26 protein-coding genes are annotated in these 25,681 nt (G+C 65.3%); 10 read left to right on the top strand and 16 right to left on the bottom strand.

The genetic code is table 11. The features are described from left to right. Positions 1-397, top strand: a 397-nt coding sequence (locus OXU42_14375) for a hypothetical protein (GenBank protein ID MDE0030577.1), incomplete at its 5' end; no start/stop codon positions are given. An 83-nt stretch (positions 398-480) separates the two neighbouring features. On the opposite strand, the gene OXU42_14370 is transcribed toward OXU42_14375, so the two are convergent. After that, positions 481-729, bottom strand: a complete 249-nt coding sequence (locus tag OXU42_14370; GenBank protein MDE0030576.1) for a DUF433 domain-containing protein — start codon at positions 727-729, stop codon at positions 481-483. Positions 730-1,005: 276 nt separating this feature from the next. Between OXU42_14370 and OXU42_14365 the strand changes: the two genes are divergently transcribed. Together OXU42_14365 and OXU42_14360 are read left to right on the top strand one after the other, a co-directional pair. Next, on the top strand, positions 1,006-1,812 hold the full coding sequence (locus OXU42_14365) for an alpha/beta hydrolase (protein ID MDE0030575.1): 807 nt from the start codon (positions 1,006-1,008) through the stop codon (positions 1,810-1,812). A 283-nt stretch (positions 1,813-2,095) separates the two neighbouring features. Then, positions 2,096-2,503 (top strand): hypothetical protein, encoded by a 408-nt coding sequence (locus OXU42_14360; GenBank protein ID MDE0030574.1) that lies wholly within the window; start codon positions 2,096-2,098, stop codon positions 2,501-2,503. A 21-nt stretch (positions 2,504-2,524) separates the two neighbouring features. Here the strand turns inward: OXU42_14360 and OXU42_14355 are convergent, their stop codons facing one another. Further along, complete coding sequence (locus OXU42_14355; protein MDE0030573.1) at positions 2,525-3,598, bottom strand: amidohydrolase family protein; 1,074 nt, start codon at positions 3,596-3,598, stop codon at positions 2,525-2,527. Positions 3,599-3,721: 123 nt separating this feature from the next. Here OXU42_14355 and OXU42_14350 point away from each other — a divergent pair, with 123 nt between their 5' ends. Further along, complete coding sequence (locus tag OXU42_14350; protein ID MDE0030572.1) at positions 3,722-3,970, top strand: hypothetical protein; 249 nt, start codon at positions 3,722-3,724, stop codon at positions 3,968-3,970. 111 nt (positions 3,971-4,081) lie between these two features. Then, on the top strand, positions 4,082-4,783 hold the full coding sequence (locus OXU42_14345; protein MDE0030571.1) for an RT0821/Lpp0805 family surface protein: 702 nt from the start codon (positions 4,082-4,084) through the stop codon (positions 4,781-4,783). A 21-nt stretch (positions 4,784-4,804) separates the two neighbouring features. Here the strand turns inward: OXU42_14345 and OXU42_14340 are convergent, their stop codons facing one another. The 13 genes from OXU42_14340 to OXU42_14280 form a co-directional block, all read right to left on the bottom strand. Then, entirely contained in the window at positions 4,805-5,137 is a 333-nt protein-coding gene (locus OXU42_14340) for a YciI family protein (GenBank protein MDE0030570.1), read from the bottom strand. A 137-nt stretch (positions 5,138-5,274) separates the two neighbouring features. Beyond that, on the bottom strand, positions 5,275-6,117 hold the full coding sequence (locus tag OXU42_14335; GenBank protein ID MDE0030569.1) for a DUF3891 family protein: 843 nt from the start codon (positions 6,115-6,117) through the stop codon (positions 5,275-5,277). A gap of 107 nt (positions 6,118-6,224) precedes the next feature. Next, complete coding sequence (locus OXU42_14330; GenBank protein ID MDE0030568.1) at positions 6,225-7,514, bottom strand: MFS transporter; 1,290 nt, start codon at positions 7,512-7,514, stop codon at positions 6,225-6,227. A 6-nt stretch (positions 7,515-7,520) separates the two neighbouring features. Beyond that, positions 7,521-8,480 carry a dihydrodipicolinate synthase family protein gene (locus OXU42_14325; GenBank protein ID MDE0030567.1) on the bottom strand — a complete coding sequence of 320 codons (960 nt, stop codon included), beginning with the start codon at positions 8,478-8,480 and terminating at the stop codon, positions 7,521-7,523. 127 nt (positions 8,481-8,607) lie between these two features. Further along, complete coding sequence (locus tag OXU42_14320) at positions 8,608-9,774, bottom strand: amidohydrolase family protein (GenBank protein MDE0030566.1); 1,167 nt, start codon at positions 9,772-9,774, stop codon at positions 8,608-8,610. Further along, a complete protein-coding gene (locus tag OXU42_14315; protein MDE0030565.1) occupies positions 9,771-10,955 on the bottom strand; it encodes an amidohydrolase family protein in 1,185 nt (394 codons plus the stop codon). The genes OXU42_14320 and OXU42_14315 overlap by 4 nt, the downstream gene beginning before the upstream one ends. A 35-nt stretch (positions 10,956-10,990) precedes the next feature. Next, positions 10,991-11,989 carry a tripartite tricarboxylate transporter substrate-binding protein gene (locus tag OXU42_14310; GenBank protein ID MDE0030564.1) on the bottom strand — a complete coding sequence of 333 codons (999 nt, stop codon included), beginning with the start codon at positions 11,987-11,989 and terminating at the stop codon, positions 10,991-10,993. 235 nt (positions 11,990-12,224) lie between these two features. Then, positions 12,225-12,728 (bottom strand): tripartite tricarboxylate transporter TctB family protein, encoded by a 504-nt coding sequence (locus tag OXU42_14305; protein MDE0030563.1) that lies wholly within the window; start codon positions 12,726-12,728, stop codon positions 12,225-12,227. A gap of 4 nt (positions 12,729-12,732) precedes the next feature. Next, the gene (locus OXU42_14300; protein ID MDE0030562.1) at positions 12,733-14,220 is read right to left on the bottom strand and encodes a tripartite tricarboxylate transporter permease; all 1,488 of its coding nucleotides are present in this window, start codon (positions 14,218-14,220) and stop codon (positions 12,733-12,735) included. 64 nt (positions 14,221-14,284) lie between these two features. Then, positions 14,285-15,346, bottom strand: coding sequence for a cupin domain-containing protein (locus OXU42_14295; protein ID MDE0030561.1), 1,062 nt, complete (start codon positions 15,344-15,346; stop codon positions 14,285-14,287). Between the two features lie 18 nt (positions 15,347-15,364). After that, a complete protein-coding gene (locus OXU42_14290; GenBank protein MDE0030560.1) occupies positions 15,365-16,318 on the bottom strand; it encodes a hypothetical protein in 954 nt (317 codons plus the stop codon). A 34-nt stretch (positions 16,319-16,352) separates the two neighbouring features. Continuing rightward, the gene (locus OXU42_14285) at positions 16,353-17,387 is read right to left on the bottom strand and encodes a cupin domain-containing protein (GenBank protein MDE0030559.1); all 1,035 of its coding nucleotides are present in this window, start codon (positions 17,385-17,387) and stop codon (positions 16,353-16,355) included. A 76-nt stretch (positions 17,388-17,463) separates the two neighbouring features. Next, entirely contained in the window at positions 17,464-18,621 is a 1,158-nt protein-coding gene (locus OXU42_14280) for an amidohydrolase family protein (GenBank protein ID MDE0030558.1), read from the bottom strand. A gap of 238 nt (positions 18,622-18,859) precedes the next feature. On the opposite strand from OXU42_14280, the gene OXU42_14275 reads away from it, so the two are divergent. Both OXU42_14275 and OXU42_14270 read left to right on the top strand, forming a co-directional pair. Next, positions 18,860-19,711 (top strand): CmcJ/NvfI family oxidoreductase, encoded by an 852-nt coding sequence (locus OXU42_14275; protein MDE0030557.1) that lies wholly within the window; start codon positions 18,860-18,862, stop codon positions 19,709-19,711. 36 nt (positions 19,712-19,747) lie between these two features. Further along, the gene (locus OXU42_14270; GenBank protein MDE0030556.1) at positions 19,748-20,419 is read left to right on the top strand and encodes a RidA family protein; all 672 of its coding nucleotides are present in this window, start codon (positions 19,748-19,750) and stop codon (positions 20,417-20,419) included. A 43-nt stretch (positions 20,420-20,462) separates the two neighbouring features. Here the strand turns inward: OXU42_14270 and OXU42_14265 are convergent, their stop codons facing one another. After that, positions 20,463-21,083: a hypothetical protein gene (locus OXU42_14265; protein ID MDE0030555.1), complete on the bottom strand. Its 621-nt coding sequence runs from the start codon at positions 21,081-21,083 to the stop codon at positions 20,463-20,465. Between the two features lie 263 nt (positions 21,084-21,346). On the opposite strand from OXU42_14265, the gene OXU42_14260 reads away from it, so the two are divergent. From OXU42_14260 to OXU42_14250, 3 genes are all read left to right on the top strand, one after another. Then, positions 21,347-24,412, top strand: coding sequence for a S8 family serine peptidase (locus tag OXU42_14260; GenBank protein ID MDE0030554.1), 3,066 nt, complete (start codon positions 21,347-21,349; stop codon positions 24,410-24,412). A 13-nt stretch (positions 24,413-24,425) separates the two neighbouring features. Beyond that, positions 24,426-25,067: a TIGR02466 family protein gene (locus OXU42_14255; protein MDE0030553.1), complete on the top strand. Its 642-nt coding sequence runs from the start codon at positions 24,426-24,428 to the stop codon at positions 25,065-25,067. 167 nt (positions 25,068-25,234) lie between these two features. Then, on the top strand, positions 25,235-25,681 hold a 447-nt coding region (locus OXU42_14250), incomplete at its 3' end, for a dihydrodipicolinate synthase family protein (GenBank protein MDE0030552.1).

The raw sequence follows: 25,681 nt of genomic DNA, 5'->3' as shown, positions 1-25,681 counted from the left end.
GCAGCATAATCTGCGGGTCTTTTTCGCCGTCGGCGGCGTTGCTCTTCCTCGCGTGATCTGTGCTGATTTCTGGGTAGCCGTGTGGTCGTCGTGGGCGACCGTGTCAGCGAGGTTGCTCGTTGGATTATCGACAACGTATCCGTACACGTGTCCGTGTCACCACGATCAAAGTGTCTTCCCGCATCGCGTCCGCATGTCGTTCGAGCAATTCGCGCATGGCGGCTACCTTTTCCGCAACCGGCATGTCAACGAAGCGTATGATGCACGGATGTGGCAGGCGACGCACAAAGACCAACTCACCAAAGTCCTTGTCTTCGGTAATGAGCACCCGTTGCTCATCATTCGCCAGCGCGAGCACCGCTTCATCCGTGGCGCAGGGGTCTCGTTCCAGGCTTGAAAGCACGTCGTGGCCCAAGCCGGCCAGCGTTGAGTGCAGACTTTGGGATGAGGCGCAAACGTCGAGAAGAAACTTCACGATGGTCAACGGACCGGCACACGCTCATGTATCTGCTCGCCCGTGAGTGAGCGGTGGGCAAAGAGCAGGCATGCCTGGATATCCTCTGCCTCCAGGACCGGATATTCCTTGAGAATGGTCTCTGGGGTATCTCCCGCCGCCAGCATTCCCAGGATGTGCTCCACCGCGACGCGCATGTCGCGAATGATGGGTTTGCCGCCGAAGACTTCTGTGCGCACTGTAATGCGCCCGAGCAGTTCAAGTTCCGTTGCCATGTGTGCCTCCGTTGTTCCTTGTCAATCCAGGCCAAGCATGTATGGTATTCAGGGACACAATGCCTTGTCCACTGGACAGATCAGGAATCCATCTCGGCACGCTTGTTGCGGCCGCCAGGATAGCCAGAATCTTATCCTGTCGCAGCGCTGTAGTACAATCTTCAGCGTTTGGTTACCGAAGCGGGATGGTCCCAGGCGGTAGACGGGTGGCCTGGACCATCTCAAGTATGGTACAGGCCACTGCACCATAGTGCGTCGTCAATGGAGGATAGATAAATGGAACGCGAAGTCACGGTAGACGGTCTCAAGATTCGTTATCTGGAGGAAGGCTCGGGGACGCCGGTGATCATGCTGCACGGCGCCTCGCTGGGCTCGTCCGCGGACGTGTTCGAACGCCACATGGGTCCGTTGGCGGACGCCGGGTTCCGCGCGGTGGCCTACGACCAGCCGGGCTTCGGCTTGTCCGACGCGCCGGAAGACTACACCCTGGCTTGGCGGACCCGGTTCCTGCCGCAATTCATGAGCGCTATCGATGCCGACGAGGCCGCGCTGGTCGGGCACTCTCAGGCCGGCGGCATCGTGGTCGAGACCGCGCTGGACCACCCGGACCGGGTGGCCAAGGTGCTGGTGATCTGCAGCGGCAGCCTGCTGCAGGGGCTGCCGGGCTTCGCGCCGCCGGCCCACGGCAGCGCCGAGTCTACGGACGCGCCGCCGACGCTGGAGGATTCCAGGAAGCTCCTGGAATCGAACCTCTATCACAAGGACCTCATCACCCCCGAGGTGCTGGAGCAGCGCCACGGCATGAGCGTGGGCCGGAACCTTGAAACGTTCCTGGAACGGCAGCGGGTGGTGGAGCCCAAGCGGGAAGGCCCGCGCCTGTGGGAACGGCTGATGGAAGTAAAGCCGCCCATGCTGCTGCTCTACGGCAAGCAGGACCGCAACCAGGCGGCCGAGAAGTGCGCCAAACTCAAGGAACTGATGCCCGACCTGCGGCTCGAGATCATCGACAAGGCCTGCCACATGCTCATGTGGGACGCCGGCGAGGTCTATGACCGCAAGTCGATCGAGTTCCTGAAGGAGTAAACCGGAGCGCCCGCCGCCCGGCCCCGGCGGAGAGACGTAAGGGGGTGAAGGTGAACGACCATGGGGCCGTCGGGGTAACGCGACAGATCGCGGAGTACGTGGTGGACACGTCGTTTGCCGCGTTTCCGGCCGAGGCCATCGAGATGGCCAAGCGTTGCGTCCTCGACGGCACGGCGGTCATTCTCGCGGGCTCCACCGAGCCCTGCGCGCGCATCGTTCGAACCTATGTGCGGGGCGTGGGCGGAAAGGAAGAAGCGACCACTTTCGGGGCCGAAGCCCTTGCGTGCCGTTCCAGATGGCCGCGATCATCCTTCGGCGCAAGGCCGGACGGGCGGAGTTCTCGGACGATTTCGTGCGCTCGGCCCCGTGCCAGGACCTGCAACGGAAGTTCGTCACGGAAGTCGCCCCGGCCATCGATGCCTTGGGAAAGGACAAGGTGGTGTTCGCCATCGAGCTCACGACGAAGAACGGCCGCACCTACAGGCAGCAGTCCGAGGAACACTATCGCGGCGGTCCCGACAACCCGCTCACCTGGGACGAGCTTACGAGGAAATTCGGCGACTGTGCCGCGGGCCGCCTGGACGAAGCGACTCAGGAACGTTTCGTCACGCTCTTGCGAGACCTCGACGGGATGGACAACGTGTCCGACCTGGTGCGCTTGGTGGCGACGCGCCAAGCCCCGCCGGAGTGACGGAGATCGATTGTTTCCGGTCTACAGCGCGTACAGCTCCACCGGGTTGTCGTAGAGGATGCGCGCGACGCTCTCGGGCGCGAGGAACTCGTGCTGTTGCAGCAACCGTAGCGCGTTGATCTCGGTGGAGGAGTCGGCGTGGCCGTAGTCGGTGCCCATCACCAGGCGGTCGTCGCCCACGTACTTGATGACGTGCTCCAGGTCGTCGTTCATCTGGGCCGCTACCCAGATGTTGTTGTCGGCCAGGATGCGCTCCTTGAGCTTGCCGCCACGCCGCTCCACCCGGCGCCGCAGGTCGTTGACGAGGTAGGGAAGCCAGCCCGCGCTCAGCTCGATGATGCCCCAGCGGAGCTTGGGGAAGCGGTCGGGCAGGTTCGACATGATCAGCAGGTGGAACGCGCCGAGCCCCACGAACTTGTTGCGCTGGTAGCCGCACAGGGGCTTGCCCCAGACCCGGTCCATGTCCGGGCTGTTGGTGCCCGAGTGGATGCACACGGGCATGTCGAGGTCGCTGGCCTCCTCGTAGAGCGGGAAGAAGTCGGGGTCGTTGATGAGCCGGTTGCGGTAGTCGAGCCCGGAGATGTTCACCGCCACCGCGCCATGGTCGCGGGCGAAACGCATCTGCCGCCGCGCCTCCGGAATGTCGCTCAGCGACGCCACGCAGGCCCAGCGGAAGCGGCCGTGCCCCCGCGAATGGATGTCGGCCATCCAGCGGTTGTAGCTCCAGCAGAGGGCGTTTTCGACCGCCGGCCGGTCCGTGAGCGGGTGCACCCACAGGGTCGGGAAGAGCACCTGGACGTCGGTGCCCAACTCGTCCATGTGCGCCACCCGGGCGTCCACGTCGAGCATGTACTTGGCCTTGAGGTCCAGCGGCACGTTGCCGATGAAGGTGCCGGTGATGGCGTCGCTGCGCGCCCCGCCCCCGGGCCACGGCGTGCCCACCCTGTTGCCGCCGATGACCCAGTACTTGAGGGTCTCGCCGTTCTCCAGCCTCTCGTAGACCACGCCGGGCTTGTACTCCCGCTCGGAGGGTCCGAGGTATTCCCAGGTTTCGTCGATTTCCACCACGTGGGCGTCCGCGTCGATGATCGGCATGGTCTGTCCCTCCGCGCTCAAGGCCGGGTTCCAATGGATAACGATGCGGCGTTCAGTTCGCCACAGTCGCGGGTTCCTGTCAAATTGGGAATTAATTGAGCGACACACATGGAGTGAAATACGATGACGACGTTTGAAGCGATTCGCGTGACCTGTCTCCGCGTGCTGCTGGTCTTGACGCTGGTGCTGCCCCTGGCGGGCTGCGGCGACGGGGGCGAGGAGATGTTCGAGACCGCGCAGTTCGAGGAGGTGCAGAACAACAAGGAGCACGCGCGCAAGCTCTACAACCGCATCCTGCGCGACCATCCCGACAGTTCATTCGCCGCCAAGGCACGGGAACGGTTGGCGGCGATGGAGCGTGACGGACGCTAGCGTCTTGTCCGAGAAATTCGTGCCGGTGGTTTGTGGGGCGGCACTCCGGGGCGTATAATTGAAGACGGTTTGGAGGCAGCCACGGCACACTCATGGCATGGGGGTGGTCTCATGAAGCGTCTAGTCACCGCGTTCGCGGTTCCGGTTGCGCTGGCGCTCTGTATGAGCGCGGCATGGGCGGGCGCGCCGTCGCCTGATGCGTTGCTGTCCGATGCCGATCGGCGTCATCAGGAGCAGTCGCTTCAGAACGCGCTCGAGTTCAACAGGACCGGGGAGGCCGAAATCTGGGAGAACGCCGAGACCGGCCATTGGGGCACGGTCACCCCGACGCTGACCTACCGCAATGCGGCGGGCCAGGACTGCCGCAAGTTCGAACGCGCAGTCATCATCGACAACCGGCAGGCCCAGGTCTGGAGCACGCGCTGCCGCACGGCGGCCGGAGTCTGGCTCCAACCCGTCGCGCCCAAGCCGGTCCATGCCCGCGTTTACCAGGATCACCGCCACCACTTCCCTCATCCTCGCCCGTATCCGTACTACCGGGCGGCGTCCATCATCCTGTTCTACGGGATCGGTCACGACCGGCCGCGCCGGTACCATCGACATGACCGGTCGCGTCGTCATGACAGGCTGCACCGCCGCGGCCGACCTCACCGGCACGACCGCCTCCACCGGCACGATCGTGCAGACCGGCACGACCGGCTGCACCGGCGTGAACGGCCTCACCGGCATGACCGGCTCCGCAGGCACGACCGGGCTGATCGGCGTGACCGGCATCATCGCCACGACCGGGCCGACCGTCGCGGCCGGCGTTAGCGTCCTGCGTCCCAGATAACCTTATAAGGCCGGTCCGTTCCCGGTCGCCATGGCCTCCACGTCGGCGATGGTGGTTCCGTCCATGCGGAATGCCCGGTGCGGCGCCCATTCCAGGACTTCCATGGTTCGGATTCCGCGGGCGTGGTGAGGATCCTCGCCCGCGAGGGCCTCGGCTTCGCTCAGGCTTGACGCCAGCATGACGTAGATTCCGTAGGCCCGGTCGGACGTCGGCCCCGAGAACAGCAGGCGGCCGGCGCGATGCTGCTGCTCCAGCCAGTCCCGGTGATCGTCATAGTTGCGTTGCTTGAGTTCTTCCTTCTCGGGAAGGGAACGAGAGAGCACGAGGTACCACATGGTCGGGCCTCCTTTCAAAGCGCAAGAGAAGAACTGTCATTCCCGCGGAACGGCTGTGTTAATACCCCATCTGAGAAAGGCAACAACCCCCTGAACCGTCATTCCCGCGGAAGCGGGAATCCAGGGGCGGTGGGGTGCTAGCCCGAACACAGCGTGTAGCTGATCGGCAGCCGCTCAGCCCCGTAATACTCCGCCAGGAACTCCGCTTGGCTCTCGTAGCACCGGTTCGGGACCAAGCGTCCCTGGAATGACACCGGCAACGGATCGACGTCGAAAGGGTAGGGGGTAACCACGGCGTTCCGTTCGTCCCGGATGTCGAACCTCAACACGGCGTCCTCGCACCCCGGCCTCACCGGCGCCGCGATGCCGCTCAGCGTGGAACTGGGACCGTTCTTGCGGTCGGTGGCGTTGAACGGATACCGGTTGCAGACGAACTGTCCCATCTGGTCGTAGATCTCCATCAGCTTGAAGTTCGTCCAAAGCTGCTCATCCGTCACGCAGTCCCGGTACTCCGGCGACGCCTTCAGCCGCGCCATGAGCCCCGCGCGGTAGCGTTCCTGCTCCTCCAGGAACACACGCACCTCTTCGTGCACCGTGTAGTCGGGCATGTAGGAGAGCAGCCCCTTCCCCTGGGTCAGGAGCGCCTCCGCGTGCAGCGAGACGATGTAGCCCGCGTAGGCGTCCTGCTCCGCCAGCCGGGTGATGCCGTTCCGGTAGAACGCGAGCCACACGTCCAGTCCGAGGTGCTTGATGCTGCCGATGTAGTCGGGCGGGTGGCCTTCCTCGTTGAGTTGGGGCTTGATCTCCCAATCCCACCACCCGGTGTCGTGCTCCTGCGCCGCCAACACCATGGCGGCGTACGGCGCGGGCCGTGCGAACTCGTCATTGCCCCAATGGGAGGCCAACCATCCGGTCACCCGGGAGTGGTCCACCTGCAGGATCAAGAGCAAGCGATCGTCGTCGTAGGGGCAAACCATCATGGCCGTATCTCCTTGATTGCGGTGGAGGCTGTCGAGTGAAACAAAAGGGTTCTTTCGCCGCCAATGTGCCACACGGCGTGTGCTGGCAACAAGGACGGGCGAGCCGGTCACAGGTCTGCCTTCCGTATCTCCCTCTTGAATGTCAGGAGCCCCAGAGTGGTGCCGACGCAGACGGCGGCGGCGGCGATCAGGGTCAGGGGGGCGCCCAGAAACGCGGCGACGAAGCCCGACTGGGCCTCCCCCAGGCTCATGCCGCCCACGCCCATCATCCGCTGGAAGCTCAGAACCCGTCCTCTCAATCTGTCGGGCGTCGTGGTCTGGACGATGGCGTTGCAGAGCACCATCTGAATGGCTTCGAAGAAGCCCAGAAGGAACACCGCGGCCATGGCCAGCAGAAACCAGCCCGACAGCGCCAGCACCGCGAGAGCGGCGGAATAGATGAAGAGGCTGAACGCCACCCAAACCCCTTTGTAGCGGAGGTCGCCCAGGGACATGATCATGGCGACGCCGAGAAGGGAGCCACCAGCGGCGGCGGATAGAAGGAGGCCGAAGCCTTCGGCGCCGGCGCCGAGGGCGGCCACGAAGATCGGCAGCAGGGCGCGGTGGCTCCCGATGTATACGGTAATGAGCTCCATGGCGAGCGAGACCCATACCGCGGTTTCCCGGCGAACGAATGCGAAACCCTCCATCAGGCTCCGGAAAGGGGACTCGCGGACGCCGGACACGTCCGACACGTATCGGATCGCAGCCACCAGCAACGCCGCCGAGAAATAGACGCAGGCGTTGAAAGCATAGGTCAAACCGGAGCCGAGCCAGACGATGAGCAAGCCGGTCAGGACGGGCCCTGTAAGCTGGGACATCTTTCGGCTCATCGCCGTGAACGAAAGGGCGTTCAAGAGGGTTTCCCGCGGCACGAGGCCCGGTACCATCGCATTGCGGGCGGGCGCCCCCAGGGCGTTCAACGACGCGTTCATGAAGCCCGAGAAGTAGATGTGCCAGACCTCGATCCGTCCCGTGATGGCCAGGAACGCCACCGCGGCATTCACGATCCCGTTGCCGGCCTGCACCAGGATCACGAACCGGCGGCGGTCGATGCGGTCGGCGAGGACGCCTCCGAACGGCGAGAGGACGAAGACGGGAATCCCGCGTACCAGTCCGGTGAGCCCCAGGTAAAACGCAGAGCCGGTCATCTCGTAGATGAGCCACAGCTCGATGGTTCGCTGGATGTAGAAGCCGAAGGACGTGGCCAGAATCGCCAGACACAGCGAGCGGAAGCCGCGATGGACGAGCGCGCCGCGGGAGAATTTCAGGTTTCGATCTCCGGTTCCGGTTTCTTCGGTTTGGGGTGGTTTGAAGGGTTGACCGGGGGCGGCAACAGGCCGCCCCCGCCAGCTCACGTGAAATTATGCCGCGCTACGCCCGTTCTCGGCTTCCACCAGCGGACGGTAGCGCTTGTTCATCTCCATCCAGTGGGCGGCGCGCTTCTTCGCCCGGTCGATCTGGTTGTCCGGGAAGTTGAGGAACGGCACCCGGGTGGGTCCCACCTTGCAGTAGTCCGCGTACTCGGCGGGCCGCTTGAAGCCCTCGCCCGGCACGGGTTTGCCCTGGCTGGCGACGTTGATGTCGGCGATGATCTCGGCGGCCTTGTCGTTCTCGCCGCGCCTGACCAGGTTCCGCAGGTGCAGGATCGGCCACGGGCCCATCCACACCTCGGTGGACCAGCAGCCGGCCGCGCCCATGCCGTAGTAGGGATAGAACTGCGTCTGGTTCACGAACACGCTGATCCGGCCCTGGGTGATCCGCTGCAGGTTCATGAACGCGGTGGTGGTCCGGTGGCTGTCCTTCATGCCGACGATGCTGGGTTTCTTCACCAACTCCTTGAACGCTCCCACGGGCAGGGTGAACTTGTGGTTGCCGGGGTTGTGGTAGATCAGGATGTTGAGGGTCGGGAACAGGTCGGCGATGTCATGATAGAAGCGGATCGCATCGTCCACCGGCAGCGTCTCGTAGTAGGGCACGCCCAGGAGCACCCCGTCCGCGGCCGTGTCCTTGACGAAGTTCATCTTCTGCACGACTTCCCGCGGGTTCGGGCTCGTGACGCCGATGAAAAGCGGCACGCGCTTCTTGACCGTGTCCACCGCCGCCGTGGTGATGGTCCGGAACTCTTCCCACAACAGGTTGTAGCACTCGCCGTAGGTGCCGGTGGTGGAGATGACGTCGATGCCGTCCTTGATGATCCGGTCCACTCCCTCGGCCAGGTTGTCCACGGCGACGGTCCGGGTCGCGTTGATGTCGGTTGCGTCGTCGGTGGCGAAAGCGGGCATCATGCCCATGACTCCGCCCACGTCCTTTGCGGTCAACATGAGATACCTCCTTGACTGAAACTGGATGCGGTGAATCCTGCGTTGGTGGAACTATACTCCCAAGAATGCCCGTCTATCAATCGCGAAACGCGTGCGGAATCGGGCGCGGCCGGGTTGAAACCCGCCCCTACGCGTCATCGCGGCCCGTTGGCGCCGACCTCGCCGCGTCGATGCCGTAAAGCCCGGCGGCGGTGCTCCACAGGATCTTCTCCCGTGCGCCGTCGGCGACGCCCCGGAAGCAACGCTCCACGGTCTCGCGCGTGCGCGGCCAGGTGGAGGTGGTGAGCGGCAGGTTGGTGGACCACAGGATGTGGTCTTCCCCTAGGTAGCCCACGAACGGCGCGATCTCGTCGAACCACGCGGTCAGATAGCACTGGCGCTGGAACATCTCCGAGGGCTTGAGCTCGTAGCCTTCGCGCGCCAAGCCGTCGTGCTCGAACTGGTGGTCGGCCCATTCCATGTACAGCATGGCCCAGCTCAGGGCGCTCTCCGCGAACACCAGCCGCAGGCGCGGATGGCGCAGCAGTACCCGCGAGAACGACAGCAGCGAGAGCACGTAGACGCTGGACATCGGCCGCGTCACCGCATCCACCGCCTCGGACAGGGCCGGGGCGAGCCCGGAGTACGCCGGGTACATCAACTCCGTCGAGGCGCCGGCGTGCAGCGCCACCGGCACGCCCATTTCCTCGCACGCGCTCCAAACGGCATCGTACTCCGGGTCGCTCACGTGCGGCACGTCCCGGAGGTGCATGGGCAGGGCCGGGAAGACGATCCCCCGGTGTCCCTTGGCCACGGCCCGCTGCATCTCTTCGGCCGCGGCCTCGGGCGGCCAGATCGGCACGATGCACTGGGGGATGAAGCGCGGGCTGGCGGAAGCCCACTCCTCCAACAGCCAGTCGTTGTAGGCCTGGACGCAGGCGGTCTCAAGTTTGGGGTCATCGAGCTGTCCGAAGGCTTCTCCGGCCATGCCGGCGACGGTGGGGAAGAGCACGGAATAGGCGACGCCCGCGGCGTCCATGGCCTTGAGCCGCTCGGCGGGCGACCAAGCGGCGGCGGGCACCTCCTCCCAGCAGAGGGGCTCGTGGTTGCGGTCGGGCATGAGCGCCCCGGCCGACGCCACCTTGCCGCCGAGGAGCGGCTTGCCGTCCACCACCCAGCGCTCGGCGCCGCCGGCGTCTCGTTCGAGATGCGGGACGCGGTCGCCGAACCGGCTCCGGGAGAGCCGGCTGGTCCACAGGTCGGGCGGCTCCTGGACGTGGTCGTCGACGCTGACGAAATCGCGCCCCGGGCTCATGGGTGCGCTTCCACGGGCTCCGTGCCGCGTTCCGCCACGCGCACCACCGCGTCCATGCGGTAGACGCGTACGGCGTTCTCGTAGAGCAGCTTGCGGCGGTCTTCCGCGGAGACCCCCTGGAGCACGTCTTCCACCGCCTCCCAGGAACGCGGGTAGAAGGCGGTCACGTGGGGGAAGTCCGATTCCCACATGAGGTTGTCGATGCCGATGTCGTGGCGCAGTTTGATGCCTTCGTTCTCGAACCAGAAGTTCGTGAACATCTGCCGCCGCACCGCCTCGCTGGGACGCGTGCTCAGCCCCTCGGTCCAGAGGTGGCGGGTTTCCCACTCGTGGTCGCAGGCGGCCAGCACGTAGTTGAGGCCGCCGATGCCCGCCTCGGCGAACACGAACTTGAGGCGCGGGAAGCGCTCGGTGACGCCGCTGAAGACCAGGTGCGGAATGATCTGCGCCGGCGTGGTGGCGGAGGTGGCGGTCATGGCCGAGTGGCCCTGGCGCTGGGAGTAACCGTGCCAGAAGCGCGTGGAGCGGCCCGCCGAGAGGCCGCATGAGCCGTGGAAGTGCACCGGCACGTCCAGGCTCTGGCACGCGTCCCACATGGGATCCCAATAGGGATCCGTGAGGTGGGGCAACGAGCCCGGCGTCTCGCCCTGCAGGTTGATGCCCCGGTGCCCGGCCGCGGTGGCCCGTTCGATCTCCCGCCGGATGGTCCCGGGGTCGCTCAGGTACGGGATGATGGTCACCGGGAAGTAGCGGTCGCTCACCGCGGTCCATTGCGCCAGGGAGTCGTTGTAGGCGCGCACCACGTCCAGTTCGAACTCCGGGTCGCCGCACTCGAAGAACGTGCCGCCCGGAGGATTGGGGAACAGCACCTCGGCATCGACGCCGTCGGCGTCCAGCGCCTTGAGCCGCTCCGCCGGGTCGTACCCCATCACGGGCATCTCTTCCCAGTGCTGGGGGTAGGTGGGAAAGGGCTCGCCCATGAGCGCCGGACAATTGCCCACGTGGTCGCCCCGGGGCTTGCCGTAGACGCACCAGCGGTCCACCTTGCGGCCGTTCTCCTCCACCTCCCGCACTTGCGGGATGCGCTCGCCCCACTTGGCCGCGGACATGCGCGAGGTGAAGGCGTCGCGGTCGAAGCCGCTGTGGGAATCCGCGCTGATCAGTCCGAACTTGATCTCCATGGTTGGCTCCGTCGTGTCGCGGCCGTTCCCGCTCCCTACTGGAGCTTGCCCACGTACTTGCGCTCGATGACGTGCTTGAGCCGCTTGGTGGTGTCGGGAGTGAGTTCCAGGAACGGCTTCAGCGCCTTCTTGAGCTCGTCGGGGCCGGTCCACTCCACCACGAGCTTCATTTTGCCGGCCTCCTTCTGCGCCTTCTCTGACGTCGTGATTTTCTTGAGCGAGGCGCTCAGGAATTGCCGTTTGGCCTCGGACACGCCCGGAGTCGTGACGACCGTGCCGAAGATGTCGGAGAACGACAGCGCGTAGCTGCGCCACGGCTCCTTGGCGTCGAGCTCCGCCAGCGACGGCACGTCGGGCGTGCGCGGGTCCTTGGCGAAGGTGAACGCGATGTTAACCCGGTCCTTGAACCTCAGGCCTGTGGATACGGCCGCGGTGGTGGCGTCCAGCTCGCCGCGCGCGATGGCCGCCATGCGTTCCGAGGAGCCGCCGTAGCCGGGCACGATGGTGATGGGCAGGCCGAACATCTCGGCGATCATGCCCTCGTTGAAGGGAGAGGAGGCGCCGATGCGGATGCGCTTGAGCTTGCGCAGTTCTGCAATGTCCGTCGGAAAATCCTTGCGCAACAGCAGAGCGGTGTTGGTCGGAATCACCCGTCCCAGGTAGCCGAACTTGCCGTAGTCGTACTTCACCCCCTTCTGCTTGAAGAGGTCGAAGGCCACCAGCTTGGTGTGCGCGGTAAGCAGTGTCAGGCCGTCCGGCGGGAGCCGGAACAGCCGGTTGTAGCCGGCGACCCCGCCGCCGCCCGGCAGGTTGCGCACGATGGCCCCCCGGGCGCCGGTGACCTCGGGCAGGTGCCGCGCCATCCAGCGGGCGCGGATGTCGAAGGTGCCGCCGGGGGAGTACTGCACCAGCATGGTGATGCGCTTGCCCTTGTAGAAGTCCGCGGCGCTGTCCGCCGCGCCGGCCTGGGCGGCGAGGAGCACGACGCAGGTGATGGTTAAAGTCAGCCATGTCCAGGTCATTCTCGTCTTCATGGAAACCCTCCTGGTTTGTATGGTCGTTGGTCTGATTCGCGTTACAACCCGTGCTTTCCTATAAGCGCGTCGCAGGGAAGATGTCAACGAAGGGGCCTCTACCACGAGTCTGCCGGATGAATGGCCGTCCTTCGACTTCGCTTCGCTACGCTCAGGACGAACGGTTTGGGTTCCCTCCGATTGTGGTTCCCCCGTTCGTCCTGAGCGTAGCGAAGCGAAGTCGAAGGACGCCGTCTCATGTCGCCCAGCGCCCGATGAGATAGTCCAGCAGGTTGTCCGGCCACGCCACGTGCAGGACGGCGTCGAACAGGCCCAGCACCAACCCCGTCAAGAGTCCTGTCAGGATCAGCGTCACGGTCCACCCGGCACGGCTGAAGCGCCGGAAATAGAACACCATGAACAGGGGCACAGACAGCTTGAAGCCGATGAGCAGGATCGCGGCCAGGAAGCCCAGGGCGCACAGATAGAAGGTCCCCGCCCTCTGCACCACGAGGTGCATGGGTACGGAGCGGTCCACCTCGATATCGCGGATGCGTTCGCGCGGCTCGCCGGCCTCGTCCGTATCGCCCTTGAAGAACGCGTCTTTGCCGAACTGCGCGGCGGCCACCAGCAGCACCGGAATGGCGATGGTCAGCGGAAAGAGCCGGGTGGCGAAGGGCCAATCCCAGGCCGTGGCCACGGCCGCGGCCAGCAGCACCAGGAAGAACCCGTCGAACAGCAGCGAGACGGCCTTTTGCATGGACTCAGCCGTTTGCGCCGGCGGCGGCCCGGTCGCGGTACTGCCGGATCGCCGGCGCCGCCAGCGCGGCGACGATCAGCAGGGCCAGCACGATCACCCAGGGGCGTGACATCCAGGCCCAGCCGTAGGTCAGGATCGAGATGTAGAGGTACTTCTCCACGGTGGAGCCGAGCACGAAGCCGATGATGAGAGGCGGGCGCGGCCACCCCTGCCGCTTCATGGTCCAGCCCAGCAGGCCGAAGAACAGGAACAAGATGATGTCGGCGATGTGGCGCCGCGCCATGAACGCGCCCAGGAACATGATCACCAGCAGCACCGGCGCCAGTAGCTGGGCGCGGATGGTGGCGATGCGCGCCAGGTGGTCGGTGAAGAGAAAGCAGGTGCCGGTGCCGATGATGTTGGCCAGGGCCAGGCTCCAGGCGATGGTGAAGATCACGTCGAGGTTCTGGTTGAGCATCTCGGGGCCGGGGGTCAGCCCCTGGATCTCCATGGCGCCCAGGAACAGCGCCATGCTGGTGCTGCCGGGGATGCCGAACGCCAGGGTCGGGATGAGGCCGCCGCCGTCCTTGGCGTTGTTGGCGCTCTCCGGCGCGATGACGCCGCGCACGTCGCCCTTGCCGAAGTTGTCGGGGTTCTTCTCGGTGTGCAGGGCGTGGCCGTATGCGAACCAGTCCACCACCAGGGTGCCGAGGCCGGGGATGATGCCGATCCACACCCCCAGGGTGGCCGAGCGGATCACCAGCCACCAATGCCGGAAGGCGTCGCGCACGCCCTCCCAGCGCCCCTTGAGCCGGCCCAGGGCGCCCGAGTCGATGCTCTTGCCGGAAACCAGCAGGTCGGTGATCTCGGCCAGGCCGAACAGGCCCAGGGAGATGGGCACCACGTGGAAACCGTCCCACAGGTAGACTTGGTCGAAGGTCCAGCGCTCCACGCTCAGGATGGGGTCGGTGCCGACGGTGGCGAGCAGGAGCCCGGAGCCGCCGGCGATGACGCCCTTCATCAGCGCCGAGCCGCTGAGGCTGGCCACCATGCACACGCCCAGCACGGCCATCATGAAGAACTCGGGCGAGCCGAAGGTGAGCACCAGCGGGCTGAGAATCGGGATCGACAGGGTCAGCACCAGGGCGCCGAAGATGCCGCCCATGGCGGACACGGTGAAGGCGGCGCCGAATGCGCGGCCGGCCTCGCCGCGCTTGGCCATGGCGTGGCCGTCGATGATGGTGGCCTGGGACCCCACGGTGCCGGGGACGGCGAACAGCACCGACGGGATGGTGTCGGAAGTGGTGGTCACCGCCAGCATGCCGATGATGAAGGCGAAGGCGGAGACCGCGTCCATGTCGAAGGTGAAAGGAAGCAGCAGCGCCAGCCCGGTGACGCCGCCGATTCCGGGGATGACTCCGAGCATGAGGCCGAGGAAGGTCCCGGCGAACAACATGAAGAGGTGCACCGGGTCGAGGATGTGGATGCTGGCCTGGCCTATGGCGTCAAGCATTGAGGGATTTCCGGGACGCCTGCCGCGCGGCTCTCTCCGCGCTTGTGATTTGCGTTACGGGCTGTCAGGAAGCGTCTTCCTCGCTGTAGAGGTTCAGGCTCTCCAGCACCGGGCGGTCGGTTACCGAGAACAGGATCGCGGGCTCGGTTCGGGATTCGTTCCGGAAGTGGTGCCAGTGCCACGACGGGATCACGAAGCAGTCCTGCTCGGTCCAGGCCATGGGGTTGCCGTTGTCCCTGTCCTTGCTTGCCACGGTGGCGCCGGCGCCTTGCATGACGTGGTAGATGGTGCTGCTGGTATGGCGATGGGGGCGGGTTTCCTCCCCCGGCCGCAGCCACTGTACCCGGCAGTCGATGGTGGGCATGGTGGGCCCGCCGGTGACCGGATTGGCGTACTGCAGGAGGATGCCGTCGTGGGGGTCGCCGTCGGCGGTTTCCGCCAGTTGCTCCAGCACGGGGAGGGTGTCGCGCCACTTGTAGGTGTAGGGGAGGGCGCGGTTGCCGGGGCTCTCGGTGAGTGGGCGTACCGCGCCCAGGCGGTGGCGGCTGTAGCCCTCGGATTTGGTGACCGGCTGCGCGGGTCCCTCGCCGTAGTTCTCGTGGAAGTTGGCGTCCAGTTGGTTCATGAGGTGGACGTCGAGGACGTCCAGCCACACGATGTTGTTCTCGCCCTGGTTGTAGTGGTCGTGCCAGGTCCAGCTCGGGGTCAGCACCAAGTCGCCGGGCTCCATGTGCATTTCCTCGCCTTCCACCGTGGTGTAGCCGGTGCCGTCGCCTTCGACCACGAAGCGCAGTGCCGCGGCGGTGTGGCGGTGGCACTCGGCCCGCTCGCCGGGCTTCACGAGCTGGATGGACATCTGGATCGTGCGGGTGGTGGACTTGAAGGCTGTGAGGCCGGGGTTCACGAGTTGCACGGTGCGGCGCTTGGCCGCCTCGTCGATGTGCCCGAGCTTCACGACCTCGCCGGACTCCATCAGGCAGGAGTAGATCACCGGCCAGCGCCACAGGTGCGGTTTCAGCTCCGGCATGGGCTGGCGCGGCTGCCAGTGCCCCGCCAGGGAGTTCTCCGCCATGATGCGGTGCAGCTCATCGAGCCGCGGATCGTCGGTGTTGACGACTTCACTCATGTTCGTCTCCTTGTGTGGTTACACACCCTCCAGCGCGGCCGCCTCCGGGTGAAAGAAGTCCTCGTAATCGAGCTTCTCCTGCGTCAGGCCGAACTGGTGCGCGAACGTCATCATGGCTTCCAGCGAGGTGACGTTGTCCTGGATGTTGTAGGACCAGTAGTTTTCGCCCATGACGGCGCGCTGTTCGTCGATGGCGGCGGCCACCCAGGAGGTGATGAGTACCTCGGGGTCGGCGCCGTAAAGGCGGTCCATGGCCACGTCGCGCGCCTGGCGGTACGCCTTCAGGAGCGCCACCGGCGCGTGCGGGTACTGGTCGACGAAGTCCTGCTTGAGCGTCACCATGTGGCTGATGGGGAAGATGCCCGTGGCCTTGTAGTAGTTCAGCTCTTCGTTCTTGTAGTCCCGGAACAGGCGCCGGACGCGCGGGTCGCGGCGGCTGACGGACGGCAGCACGTTGGGCTCGATGACCGCGTCGACTTCGTTCGAAAGCAGCAGTTCGTCCAGCGGCTCGGCCTCCGGTCCGGAGATGTGCGGCAGGGGCTCCACCTGGATGCCCTCGCCCCAGCTCTCGGCCTCGGGGTGGGGCATGCACCAGCGGACACGCGTCAGGTCCACGCCGTAGTAATTCTGCAGCGCGCCGCGCGCCCACACGCCGGCGGTGCTGCTCACGTACACGCGCTTCCCCTCCAGGTCCTTGGGGCCGTCGATGCCTGAGGCGGTGCTCACGAAGATGTAGGCGATGCGGAACTTGCGGTTGGGGTACGCCGGGATCGAGACGTAGGGATGGTTGCCTTTGCTCTTGGTGCGCATGAGGCCGCCGAAGCTCGCGTCCCAGGCGTCGATGGTCTCCGGGCCGTGGAAGTCGCTGATCTCCAGGTCGAAGCCCTCCACCTGGACGGTGCCGTCGACAAAGGGCCGGTTGGTGTCCACCTCGGGCTCGCGAAAGCCGAGACGGAGCTTGGGGTTCGCCATGGATGGTCTCCCTTTTCGGTCTGTCGCGCGCCCTCTACCCGTCCTGGCGGTCGGCCGGCGCGGTCTCCTTGGTGTAGAAGCCGAGCTTGGTCTGCGCGGGCCAGTCATCGATGGAGAACAGGATGGAGTCGCCTTGGTGCCCGTTCTCGTGATGGTGCCATGTCCACGCGGGCACGGCGAAGATGTCCCCCTGGCTCCATTCCAGCCGCTCGCCCTCGATGACCACGGCGCCCTCGCCCTCGAAGGCGTGGTAGAAGGTGTTGCTGTTGTGCCGGTGGCTCAGGGTGGTCTGCCCCGCCCGCAGGAGCTGCGCGTGCCAAGCGATGGTGGGGAGCGTGGGGCCGCCGTCCACCGGGCTCGCGAGCATCAGGTGGACACCCTCGCAAGGGTCTTCCTCGCCCGCTTCCTGCAAGGCGGTCAGGGCGGCGCGGGTTTCGGCCCAGGGATAGCGCATGGGCGGCAGCGGATACGGCCGGCCGTGGGCCATGGGGCGCGCCAGGCCGCGGGTGCGCACGCCGTAGCGGTCGGGCTTGTGGATCTCCTGGTAGGGGTTGTCCACTGGCAGCCGCTCGTTGAGGTTCACCCCGCCGTTGTAGCCGTTGTCGTAGCCGTCGACGTAGAGGGCGGGGGTGGAGCCCTGGTTCCAGTGGTCGTGGTAGGTCCAGGACGGGCTGATGATGACGTCGCCCCGCTCCATGGGGAACGCCTCGTGCTCGCACACGAACGCGGCCTCCCTGGGCGCCTCGCACACCAGGCGCGTCTCGCTGCGGGTGTTGCGGTGTCCCTGGGTGCGCTCGCCGGGCATGAGGATCTGCACGTTCATCCAGATGGGGAAGCGGGTGGCCTCGATGCCCGTGACCGAGCGCATGCCGGTCATGCCGTTGGGCCCCACGGTGACGATCTCGCCGGAGCGCATGAGACCCTTGTAGATCCCCTCCCAGCGCCAGTGGGCGCCGGTGACGCCCGTGCGCGGCGGCGCCATGCCCTCGCGCCGCAGGCCCGCTCCCACCATGTGGTGGCCGGCCAGGTACTTCTCCAGGTCCTCGTGGGTGGTGCCGACGTCGTTCACGGCAACTCCTTCATGTGCCCGACCCCCGATTCGTCATCCCTCCGGAAGCGGGGATCCAGGGGTGGGGGCGGCACGTTCACGCATCCAGCCCGAAATACTTCACGCAGTTGTCCACCAGCATCGCCCGCTTCTCGTGGGCGGGCACGCCCTCGAAGTCCCTTTCCATTATCGGGATGGAGTTGGGGTACTCGCTGGCGGCGTGGGCGAAGTCCGTGGCCCACATGAGCTTTTCGTAGCCGATGCACTCGCGCCGCTTGATGCCGATGGGGTCGTGCAGGAAACCCCAGTAGTTGTTCTCCCGCAAGTACTCGCTGGGCTTCCTGTCCAGGTAATGAAGGCCCCAGAACTGGTGGATCATGGGCATGTAGCGCTGGTAGTGGTCGTCGAGCTGCCACAGGCCGTACTCGAACCACCCGATCATGGTCTCGGCCCAGTACATCTTGAGGGTGGGGAAGCGGTCCCACACGCCCGCGAAGGCCATCTGCACCGCACCCACCATGGCGTCGTTGGTGAAGCGGAAGAAGTAGTTCATGGGCTCCTTCACATGCACGTCGGGGCCGGGCCGGCGTTCGTACGGAAACGCGGGCTCACCGCCCTTGCCGGAACCCATGTTGCCTGTGTTGTGGTTGGTCAGGGCGACGCCCAAGTCCAGGGACGCGGCCCAGAAACGGTCGTCCTCGTCCGTGGGGTAGCCGCGGCCGCTGGGGAACTTGTCGAGCTTGACGCCCCTGAGGCCCAGCCTGGCGCAGTGCTCCAGTTCCCGCACCGCGTCGTCGATGCCGCTGGTGGGAATGACGCCCATGGGAATGATGCGGTCGGGCGCCGGCGCCATGTACTCCTCGCCCAGGAACTCGTTGTAGGCGCGCACCAGCTCGCAATAGAGCTCGCGGTCCTTGGCCTGCTCCAGCACGAAGGAGATCTGCGAGAACACGACCTCCGCGTCGATGCCGTCCCGGTCCTGCTCCTCGAGCCGCTGCGCGGGCGGCCCGGTGCCGGCGCAGGACTCGAAGGTGGGCACCTGAGTGGCCATGTCTTCCTTGTTGACACGGACGCTCCGGGTGACGCCGATGGTGTTGGGCTCGCCGCCGTCCACCACCACCGCGTCCGACCCGTTGGGCATCTTGACCCGCTTGGGCGCGCGCTCGCGCATGGACGCGGCCACCCGGTCGCGCCAGATGTCGGGGTTGAGGTCAATATGGCCGTCGGCCGAAATGACGTTGTACTCGCGTGCCATTACGGGCTCCTTTCGAAGGCCGCGCCGCCGGGACCCGGCCCGCGCCGGGTGCGTTCCGTCGGGGCCGGCATTGCCGCGGCCTGTACGAACGGAACGTTAGCCAAGGGACCGTTGGCTGTCAATGCGCGCGAAGCGGGCCGCCGCCCTCCCGGAGGGCCTCCCGCCGACCGTTGTCGAAGCGGTACCGGGCTGATACCATCCGCGTTGAGCGACAACCCAGCACGATGGAGGTGCGCGAATGAGTCGGATGGAGACGGCAGAGGCCCCGCTGGATTCGGTCGAAACAATCCTCAACTACGCGGTGGACACGGGCGTCAAGCCCGTCACCCACACGGCCGTGCTCAACAGCACGCCGGTGCTGCGCACCGGGAAGCACGACCCGCATCGCACCGTCATCCACAACGGGCGCGCCATCGCGGACGAGCTGTCCCTGGAGCGCGAAGGGTTCGTCCTGGTGCGGCACGACACGCAAGTCAAGGACTTCTACGACGAAGACGAACTTCGGTCCGTCTATTACCCGGAGATCGACGCGCTGGTGAAACGCGAGAGCGGCGCATCACGGGTGGTCATCTTCGACCACACGCTCCGTGCCCAGGACGACGGCATCCGCGCGGAACGGAAGGTGCGAGAGCCCAACCGCTCCGTGCACAACGACTACACGGAGTGGTCGGCGCCCAAGCGCGTGCGCGACCTCCTGCCGGAGGAGGAGGCGGAGCGCCTGCTTCAGGGACGTTTCGCCATCATCCAGGTGTGGCGGCCCACCCGGAACCCGGTGCGCACCAATCCGCTGGCCATCGCCGACGCCCGCAGCCTGCGCGCCGAGGAGTTGATCGCGTCCCAGCGCAGCTACCCCGGGCGCATCGGCGAGACCTACCAGATCAAGTACAGCCCGGATCACCGCTGGTTCTACTTCCCGGCAATGGCCCGGAACGAGGCCATCGTCTTCAAGGTGTTCGACTCGGACAAGGACGGCCGCGCCCGCTTCACGGCCCACACCTCGTTCGACGACCCCACGGCCCCGCCGGATGCGCCGGCGCGCGAGAGCATCGAGGTGCGCACGCTGGCTTTCTTCGACACCCCGGTGTCGTGACCCGCCCTGATCGGACCAGGCAAAAGGAGTGACGCCATGCACATGAAATCCTTCGAGTGGCTCGGCCGCGAATGCGTCGCGGTTTCCTGCGAGGGCGCCGCCGGCGCGGCCGGCGACGCGGGCGTGGACGGGATCCTCGACCGCATCGCGGAGGGCATCGGGAGGCTGGGTGTGTCCCTGGACGACACGGTGCGTACGCGCCTGTGGGCGCGGGACCGGGAGAGCCGCAACCTCGGGAGCCAAGCGCGTTCCCGGCGATTGAGCGGCAAGGCGCGCTCGGCCAGCTCCAGCTACATCGCGCCGGCGCACATCGATTCCGATGCCAGCGTGGCGCTGGACTTCATCGCCATGCGCTCCGGCGCCGGGAAGGAGCTCGTGGAATACGACCCGCCCATCGTGCCGCTGCGCTATCTCGATCTGGAGGGACGCGTCTTCCTCTCCGGTGTCACCACCACCACCGGCAACCTTCCTCAGCAGGTGAGCGAGATCTGCGGCCGCATCGGCGGCTCCCTGGAGCACGCCGGAACGTCATGGGAACAGGTGGTGCGGGTGTCGTTCTTCCTCCACCAGGAGGAAGACCCGGCGGCGCTACGGCAGGCGTTTCACGAGGCCGCGAGAGTGCCCGCCGAAAGTACGGAGTGCTCCTTCGTGGAGGGCTACTCGGCGTTGGGCAAGCTCATCGAGATCGAGGTTACGGCGCAGCGTTAGCGGTCTGGTTCGATTCCCGCGGGAGTCACCAGGACACTAGACACTAGTGTCGCGTCGCTCTCCTTACGGTGCTCGCGTCCTCTTGCGGGTCATCCGTCGCCAAACCGGCGCCGCCGGATGGGCTTTCTGTCGGAGAGACGCGGATCCTCGCCGTCCCCTCGCGCAGTTCATCTTCGGTAATGGGCATGAGCAACTGATGGACGATCTCGGCGACAAATTCCGCCCGACCGCTTACCCCGGCTTTCGCATAAAGCGCGCTCGCCTGTAGTCGGGTCGTGTTTTCCTTGACCCCACGCAAATCCGCGATTTCCGCGAAGCGGAAACCCTTGATAATCAGCCACGCGACTTCCTTCTCGCTACGGGTGAGCCGCCAGGCGTCCATTTGATCTTCGATGCCGGTGGCGAGTTCCCCGGCGAGCAACTTGTTTCGATTCTGCTCCTGCTCCAGACGTGCGCGCAGGCCGATGAGGTCCCTCAGATTGACGACCAGTGTCCACGAAACCGCAGCAAAAACAAAGGCTTCGATGACGAAATGCGGTGACCCGAACTCGCCCTCGAAGAGCGCATCCACGATCAGGTCGTAGGCGAAGAACACCATCGCCAACGTCAGCATCGCCAACGCCAGCATCCGTCGCTTGGGCACTCCTTTGAACAGGTCGTTCAAGAGCGGTCTCTTTTCGTTCCTGGAGACGGTCGGGCCTTTGGGCTGGTGTTGACCACCCTACCACTACCGGGAGTCCCTTTCAAAGGGACGAACCGGCCCGCCAGCCAACGCGCGGAGGTGCCGCATATATCACACGTTTAAGAAGCCGATTTTGTATGCCGTTTGCCATATGCGGCGCCTGTTATCACAAACGCGCGATGCGGCACCCCAGTTACTTGGTGTCACTTCTTCCCCGAGAGACAAAACCCTTGCGGGAGGACACCATGATGTCGAAAAAGAGACCGCTCGACGGCGAACCAGCCATTCTGCGCTGGATGGCGTCGGTCCTGATCAGCACCCTGATCTCGCTGTGTCTGGTGCTGAGGGCCGGAATGTTGAGCGAGAGGATCCCGTTTCACCTCGTTCCAGAGGCTCGTGCCAGCGTGAATGGTGGTCCCTACGCCGCCGATGATGACGATGATGACGACGACGACGATGATGATGACGACGATGATGATGGCGGCGATGAGGGCGATGAACGCGACGAGAACGACGAAGGCGATGAAGGTGACGAGAACGACGAGAACGATGAAGGCGACGAGAACGATGAAGGTGACGAGGGCGATGAGAACGATGAGGGTGATGAGGGGGACGAGAGCAACGGCGACGGGGGCGATGAGGGTGATGAAGGAGACGAGAATAACGAGGGTGATGAGGGGGATGAGGGCGATGAAGGCGACGAGGGCGATGAGGGGGACGAGAACAACAACCGCGCCGACGGGGCCACTCTAATCGAAAAGCAACAGGCACTTCAGCAGGCGGAGACCGCGGTTGAAGAATCCAATCAAGCTCTGGCAAATGCGAGAGAGGCTCTGACGACCGGTGAGGAAGCTTTCAGGGCCGCAATCGTGTCCTTTCTCAGAAGCTCCTCCACCGAAAACGGCGACGAACCCGGCGCGAGCTGGTCCGATGTCCTTGACACCTTCAGGGATCAGCTTTTCCTGAGAAGCGAATATGAGCGCAGGGTCTCTGAACTGGCAGAGGCGAAGAACGTCCTTGAGCACGCGACGATCGTGGTCGAGCAATTGAGCAACGATCTGGAGGCTGAGTTGGATCGGTTCGGGATAAGGGATGCGATAAGGGAATGCCTGACTGGTACCTGCTCGGCCGACGATTCCCTGACGACTGAACGCTTCAGCATCTTTCAGCCCCGTGTGCTGGAAATGGTCGGCGTGCATCACGCGTATGCGAAGGGACTGACGGGAACCGGTGTGCGGATCGCCATCGAGGACGATATCGTGAATTACACGCTCCCCGAATTCGCGGGGCGAGTCTCCTTCGACGGTGCCGTGCTTACGCATCCCGTACCGGATGCAGACGACCCTTCCTCGGATGCAAGGCAGTGCGAGGGTGCCGGCGAGACGGAGCGCGCGGCGCTCGGTTGCAAGGTGTTTTCGTACGATTCCGAACACGACGTTCTCCGCATACAGACGGTACAGGCAGCCGTGAACGCCAATGGTTGGCCCGGGGACGGAGAGCGGTGGTTCGTAAGGAACGATCACTACGAGGAAGGCAGCCCCGATCGATGGTCGGAGTTTCCCCATGCCGCGGGCGAGGATCGTCATGGCACCGCCGTCGCCTCGGTTGCCGCGGGCCGCGACTTCGGTATTGCACCAGGCGCTACGATCATCCCTGTCGCGAGAAGGTTTGCATCCGACGGGGGCGCGGGGGAGAACGTCTCTCGCGGCGTTCTGGACAGAATCGCGGTGATGTCCTCTTCGGAACGCGAGGAGGTGGATTCCACGATGGCGAAGGCCGTCATGGACGACTACGCGCACTACGACATCATCAACCGCAGTTTCGGAATCGGCGTGTTCGATCCGGCCGGAATTCAGAAAGCCCTGGAGGACGAGACGGCGTGGTGGGGTGACCGCCTGCGCCAGATTCTACCCAGAACGTGGCGCGCCTTCATGCAAACGGAAAGGCACCCCGACGAGCGTACCGTCGTGGTCTACGCGGCGGGAAACGACAGCGAGGAGTTCTCGGGTTTGGGGGCGAACCTTCCCTACCACGAGCCGCACGTGCGGGGGCATCAGTTGTCCGTGATGGCGGTGGATCAAGACGGCAGCCATGCGGCCTACACCAATTTCTGCGGGGCGCTTCCCTCGGATTGGGACGTAGAGCGCTGGGGACGGCATTTCTGTCTGGCGGCGCCGGGGACGGTGAACGCGGCCGGCAATGCCGGCAGGGGACACGTCTTTCACAAGATCGAAGGGACGTCATTCGCGGCGCCCGTGGTAAGCGGTACGATTGCGCTGCTCATGGAGCATTTTCGGGGGCAGCTCGGAAACAGCGCAATCGTGAAGCGGGTTGTGGATACGGCCGACAATAGCGGGCGGTATGCTCAGCTCGAGATTTACGGCGCCGGGCTGCTCGACATCGAGGCGGCGTTGCAGCCCGTGGGGAGCACGACGACGGGTACCCCGTCGGTGAGTGCGGCCGCCCTGCGCTCCGCGGCCCGCGTGCCGTCCGCCATAGGGAACCTCGGCCGGCGACTGGCGTCTCGGGGCGTGGAAGTGGCGTTCCTCGATAGCCTTGGAGCACCGTTCTGGTCATCGCCCGTGGCATACATCCGGCCGATGGACGATCGGGTCTCGCCGATTCCCGGCTTTTTCGGGCCGGACGATGAAGGAGGCGGGCAACTGCATCTCGGGTTCTCTCCGGGAACAATCGCGGGGCCGGCGGATGACCGCGGCGTACGCCTGCTGTTGGGCGCAAACAGGTTCGGCCTGGAGCGGTCGCCGTCGGACGGATTCAGATGGGGCTTTCTTGGGGATTCGGCCTCTTGGCAGGGGAGCGGCGTTTCCGGCGCCTTCGGCCGTGGAGTCCGGTCGATGACGGCGTGGGTGGGACGAAACACCAGGATCGAACTGCATGATGCGTGGACCTTGAGAACCTCGGCGACACTGGCCTTGGGGCAAGTCTTCCACGAGCCCGGCGCCATGCTCGCCATCGACGCTCACGTGTTGTCGGCGTGGGATTTCGGTCTTGAGCGGGGAGAACGCGGTCGCGGCCCTTGGTCGCGGATCGCGTTGTCGCAGCCTCTTCGAGCCGAATCGGGCGACGCGACGTTCACTTATCTGGCAGGGCTGAGGGACGGCGTTCCCGCCTACGACAGGGCGAAGCTGTCACTGGCGCCCGAGGGCCGGGAGCTTGAGTTGGCCGTCACTCACGAGGCTCCGTTTGGTCAGGGGCGGGGTGTGATCCAGGTGGCGCATACTTTGGACACGCAACACGAACCCGGTGCGAGCAGTTGGCGCATCGGGGTGGCCTATCGGCTGCGCTGGTGAAGAGGTGACTACGGTGTCCGAAGACGCCCTCAAGGTGGCACAACATTTTCCGACGCTCATTTTCTCTCTGGATGTTCCGGACAGCGAGAACCTGAACGCCCACCTGCTCGAGGCGATCTACGCCGAACGGGAACGGGACAGAACAGGGGTGCGCAGGTCGATCTTCCCGGAGCTGGGGAGCTGGCACAGCCACGTCAAGCTGCACAAGGACGTCACGTTCGGGGGATTGGTTCAACACGTCGACGATGCCGCGGCCATGATGTGCCGCGAGCTGGGATACCACACGTCCTATCGACTGAGAATCGGCACCATGTGGTCGATCATCAATCCACCGGGCAGCTCGAACCGGGCCCATATCCATCCCGGCTGCCTCTGGAGCGGCGTCTACTACGTCCAGGCACCCAGGAACGCGGGTCGAATCGAGTTCATCGATCCGCGCACCCAGAACCTGATGACTCCCGCCGAATACATCCCCGACGCCAAGCGCTCGCGAAGCTGCTGGACCAAGGTCCAGTACAAGCCCGTGGCCGGCAGAATGCTGATCTTCCCCAGTTGGCTGTACCACAGCGTGGATCCGAATCGTTCCAAGGCCAAGGGCAAGGACGCCGATCGGATCATCGTGAGCTTCAACCTGTCTCAGGAAAGGCGCGGATAGCCGCGCAGGGTTCCCATCCACCGTCCCCGCTCTGTTGACACCCCGTGGCCGTTGGCCTATTACCCCGTCTAGAGTCCTGCGTCACAAGTGGCGGCCGCGCACCCGGATCCTTCTTGCCGGCAGCGGAGTACACCCAGGAAATTTGTGCGATCCGAGAGGAGAGGTCCATGGAACGTCTGAAAGGAATGTACATCCCCCTGCCGACCCCGTTCACCGACACCGGCGCGGTGGACGAGAACGCGGTGCTGGCCCTCACGGAGTTCTACGTGGAAACGGGCGTGCACGGCCTGTTCGTGCTCGGCACCTTCGGCCAGGGGCCGGCGCTCACGCCGGACGAGCGCAAGCGCACCGCCAAGCTCGTCATCGACCGGGTGGCCGGGCGCATCCCGGTGGTGATCCACGCGGGCACGGCCGACACCCCCACCACCATCGACCTCGCCAAGGACGCCAAGGACCAGGGCGCGGACGTGGTGGGCGTGGTGCCGCCGTACTACTTCGACCATCTCGACGACGAGGTGCTGGCCCACTACGCCAAGGTCTACGAGGCCATCCAGTACCCCATGTTCATCTACAACAACGCGGTCAACAGCGGCTATCGCATGACCGCGCCGTGG

Source organism: Deltaproteobacteria bacterium (assembly GCA_028818775.1).
Lineage (GTDB): Bacteria > Desulfobacterota > Binatia > UBA9968 > JAJDTQ01 > JAJDTQ01.
The sequence above is the reverse complement of the archived record's forward strand: the minus strand, read 5'-3'. Positions and strand labels throughout refer to the sequence as shown.

Excerpts from the sequence above, each read along its gene's own strand:
- OXU42_14370 (MDE0030576.1), bottom strand. The coding sequence starts at position 729 with ATGGCAACGGAACTTGAACTGCTCGGGCGCATTACAGTGCGCACAGAA.
- OXU42_14365 (MDE0030575.1), top strand. The coding sequence starts at position 1,006 with ATGGAACGCGAAGTCACGGTAGACGGTCTCAAGATTCGTTATCTGGAG.
- OXU42_14355 (MDE0030573.1), bottom strand. The coding sequence starts at position 3,598 with ATGCCGATCATCGACGCGGACGCCCACGTGGTGGAAATCGACGAAACC.
- OXU42_14350 (MDE0030572.1), top strand. The coding sequence starts at position 3,722 with ATGACGACGTTTGAAGCGATTCGCGTGACCTGTCTCCGCGTGCTGCTG.
- OXU42_14345 (MDE0030571.1), top strand. The coding sequence starts at position 4,082 with ATGAAGCGTCTAGTCACCGCGTTCGCGGTTCCGGTTGCGCTGGCGCTC.
- OXU42_14340 (MDE0030570.1), bottom strand. The coding sequence starts at position 5,137 with ATGTGGTACCTCGTGCTCTCTCGTTCCCTTCCCGAGAAGGAAGAACTC.
- OXU42_14335 (MDE0030569.1), bottom strand. The coding sequence starts at position 6,117 with ATGATGGTTTGCCCCTACGACGACGATCGCTTGCTCTTGATCCTGCAG.
- OXU42_14325 (MDE0030567.1), bottom strand. The coding sequence starts at position 8,480 with ATGTTGACCGCAAAGGACGTGGGCGGAGTCATGGGCATGATGCCCGCT.
- OXU42_14320 (MDE0030566.1), bottom strand. The coding sequence starts at position 9,774 with ATGAGCCCGGGGCGCGATTTCGTCAGCGTCGACGACCACGTCCAGGAG.
- OXU42_14315 (MDE0030565.1), bottom strand. The coding sequence starts at position 10,955 with ATGGAGATCAAGTTCGGACTGATCAGCGCGGATTCCCACAGCGGCTTC.
- OXU42_14310 (MDE0030564.1), bottom strand. The coding sequence starts at position 11,989 with ATGAAGACGAGAATGACCTGGACATGGCTGACTTTAACCATCACCTGC.
- OXU42_14305 (MDE0030563.1), bottom strand. The coding sequence starts at position 12,728 with ATGCAAAAGGCCGTCTCGCTGCTGTTCGACGGGTTCTTCCTGGTGCTG.
- OXU42_14300 (MDE0030562.1), bottom strand. The coding sequence starts at position 14,220 with ATGCTTGACGCCATAGGCCAGGCCAGCATCCACATCCTCGACCCGGTG.
- OXU42_14295 (MDE0030561.1), bottom strand. The coding sequence starts at position 15,346 with ATGAGTGAAGTCGTCAACACCGACGATCCGCGGCTCGATGAGCTGCAC.
- OXU42_14290 (MDE0030560.1), bottom strand. The coding sequence starts at position 16,318 with ATGGCGAACCCCAAGCTCCGTCTCGGCTTTCGCGAGCCCGAGGTGGAC.
- OXU42_14280 (MDE0030558.1), bottom strand. The coding sequence starts at position 18,621 with ATGGCACGCGAGTACAACGTCATTTCGGCCGACGGCCATATTGACCTC.
- OXU42_14275 (MDE0030557.1), top strand. The coding sequence starts at position 18,860 with ATGAGTCGGATGGAGACGGCAGAGGCCCCGCTGGATTCGGTCGAAACA.
- OXU42_14270 (MDE0030556.1), top strand. The coding sequence starts at position 19,748 with ATGCACATGAAATCCTTCGAGTGGCTCGGCCGCGAATGCGTCGCGGTT.
- OXU42_14260 (MDE0030554.1), top strand. The coding sequence starts at position 21,347 with ATGATGTCGAAAAAGAGACCGCTCGACGGCGAACCAGCCATTCTGCGC.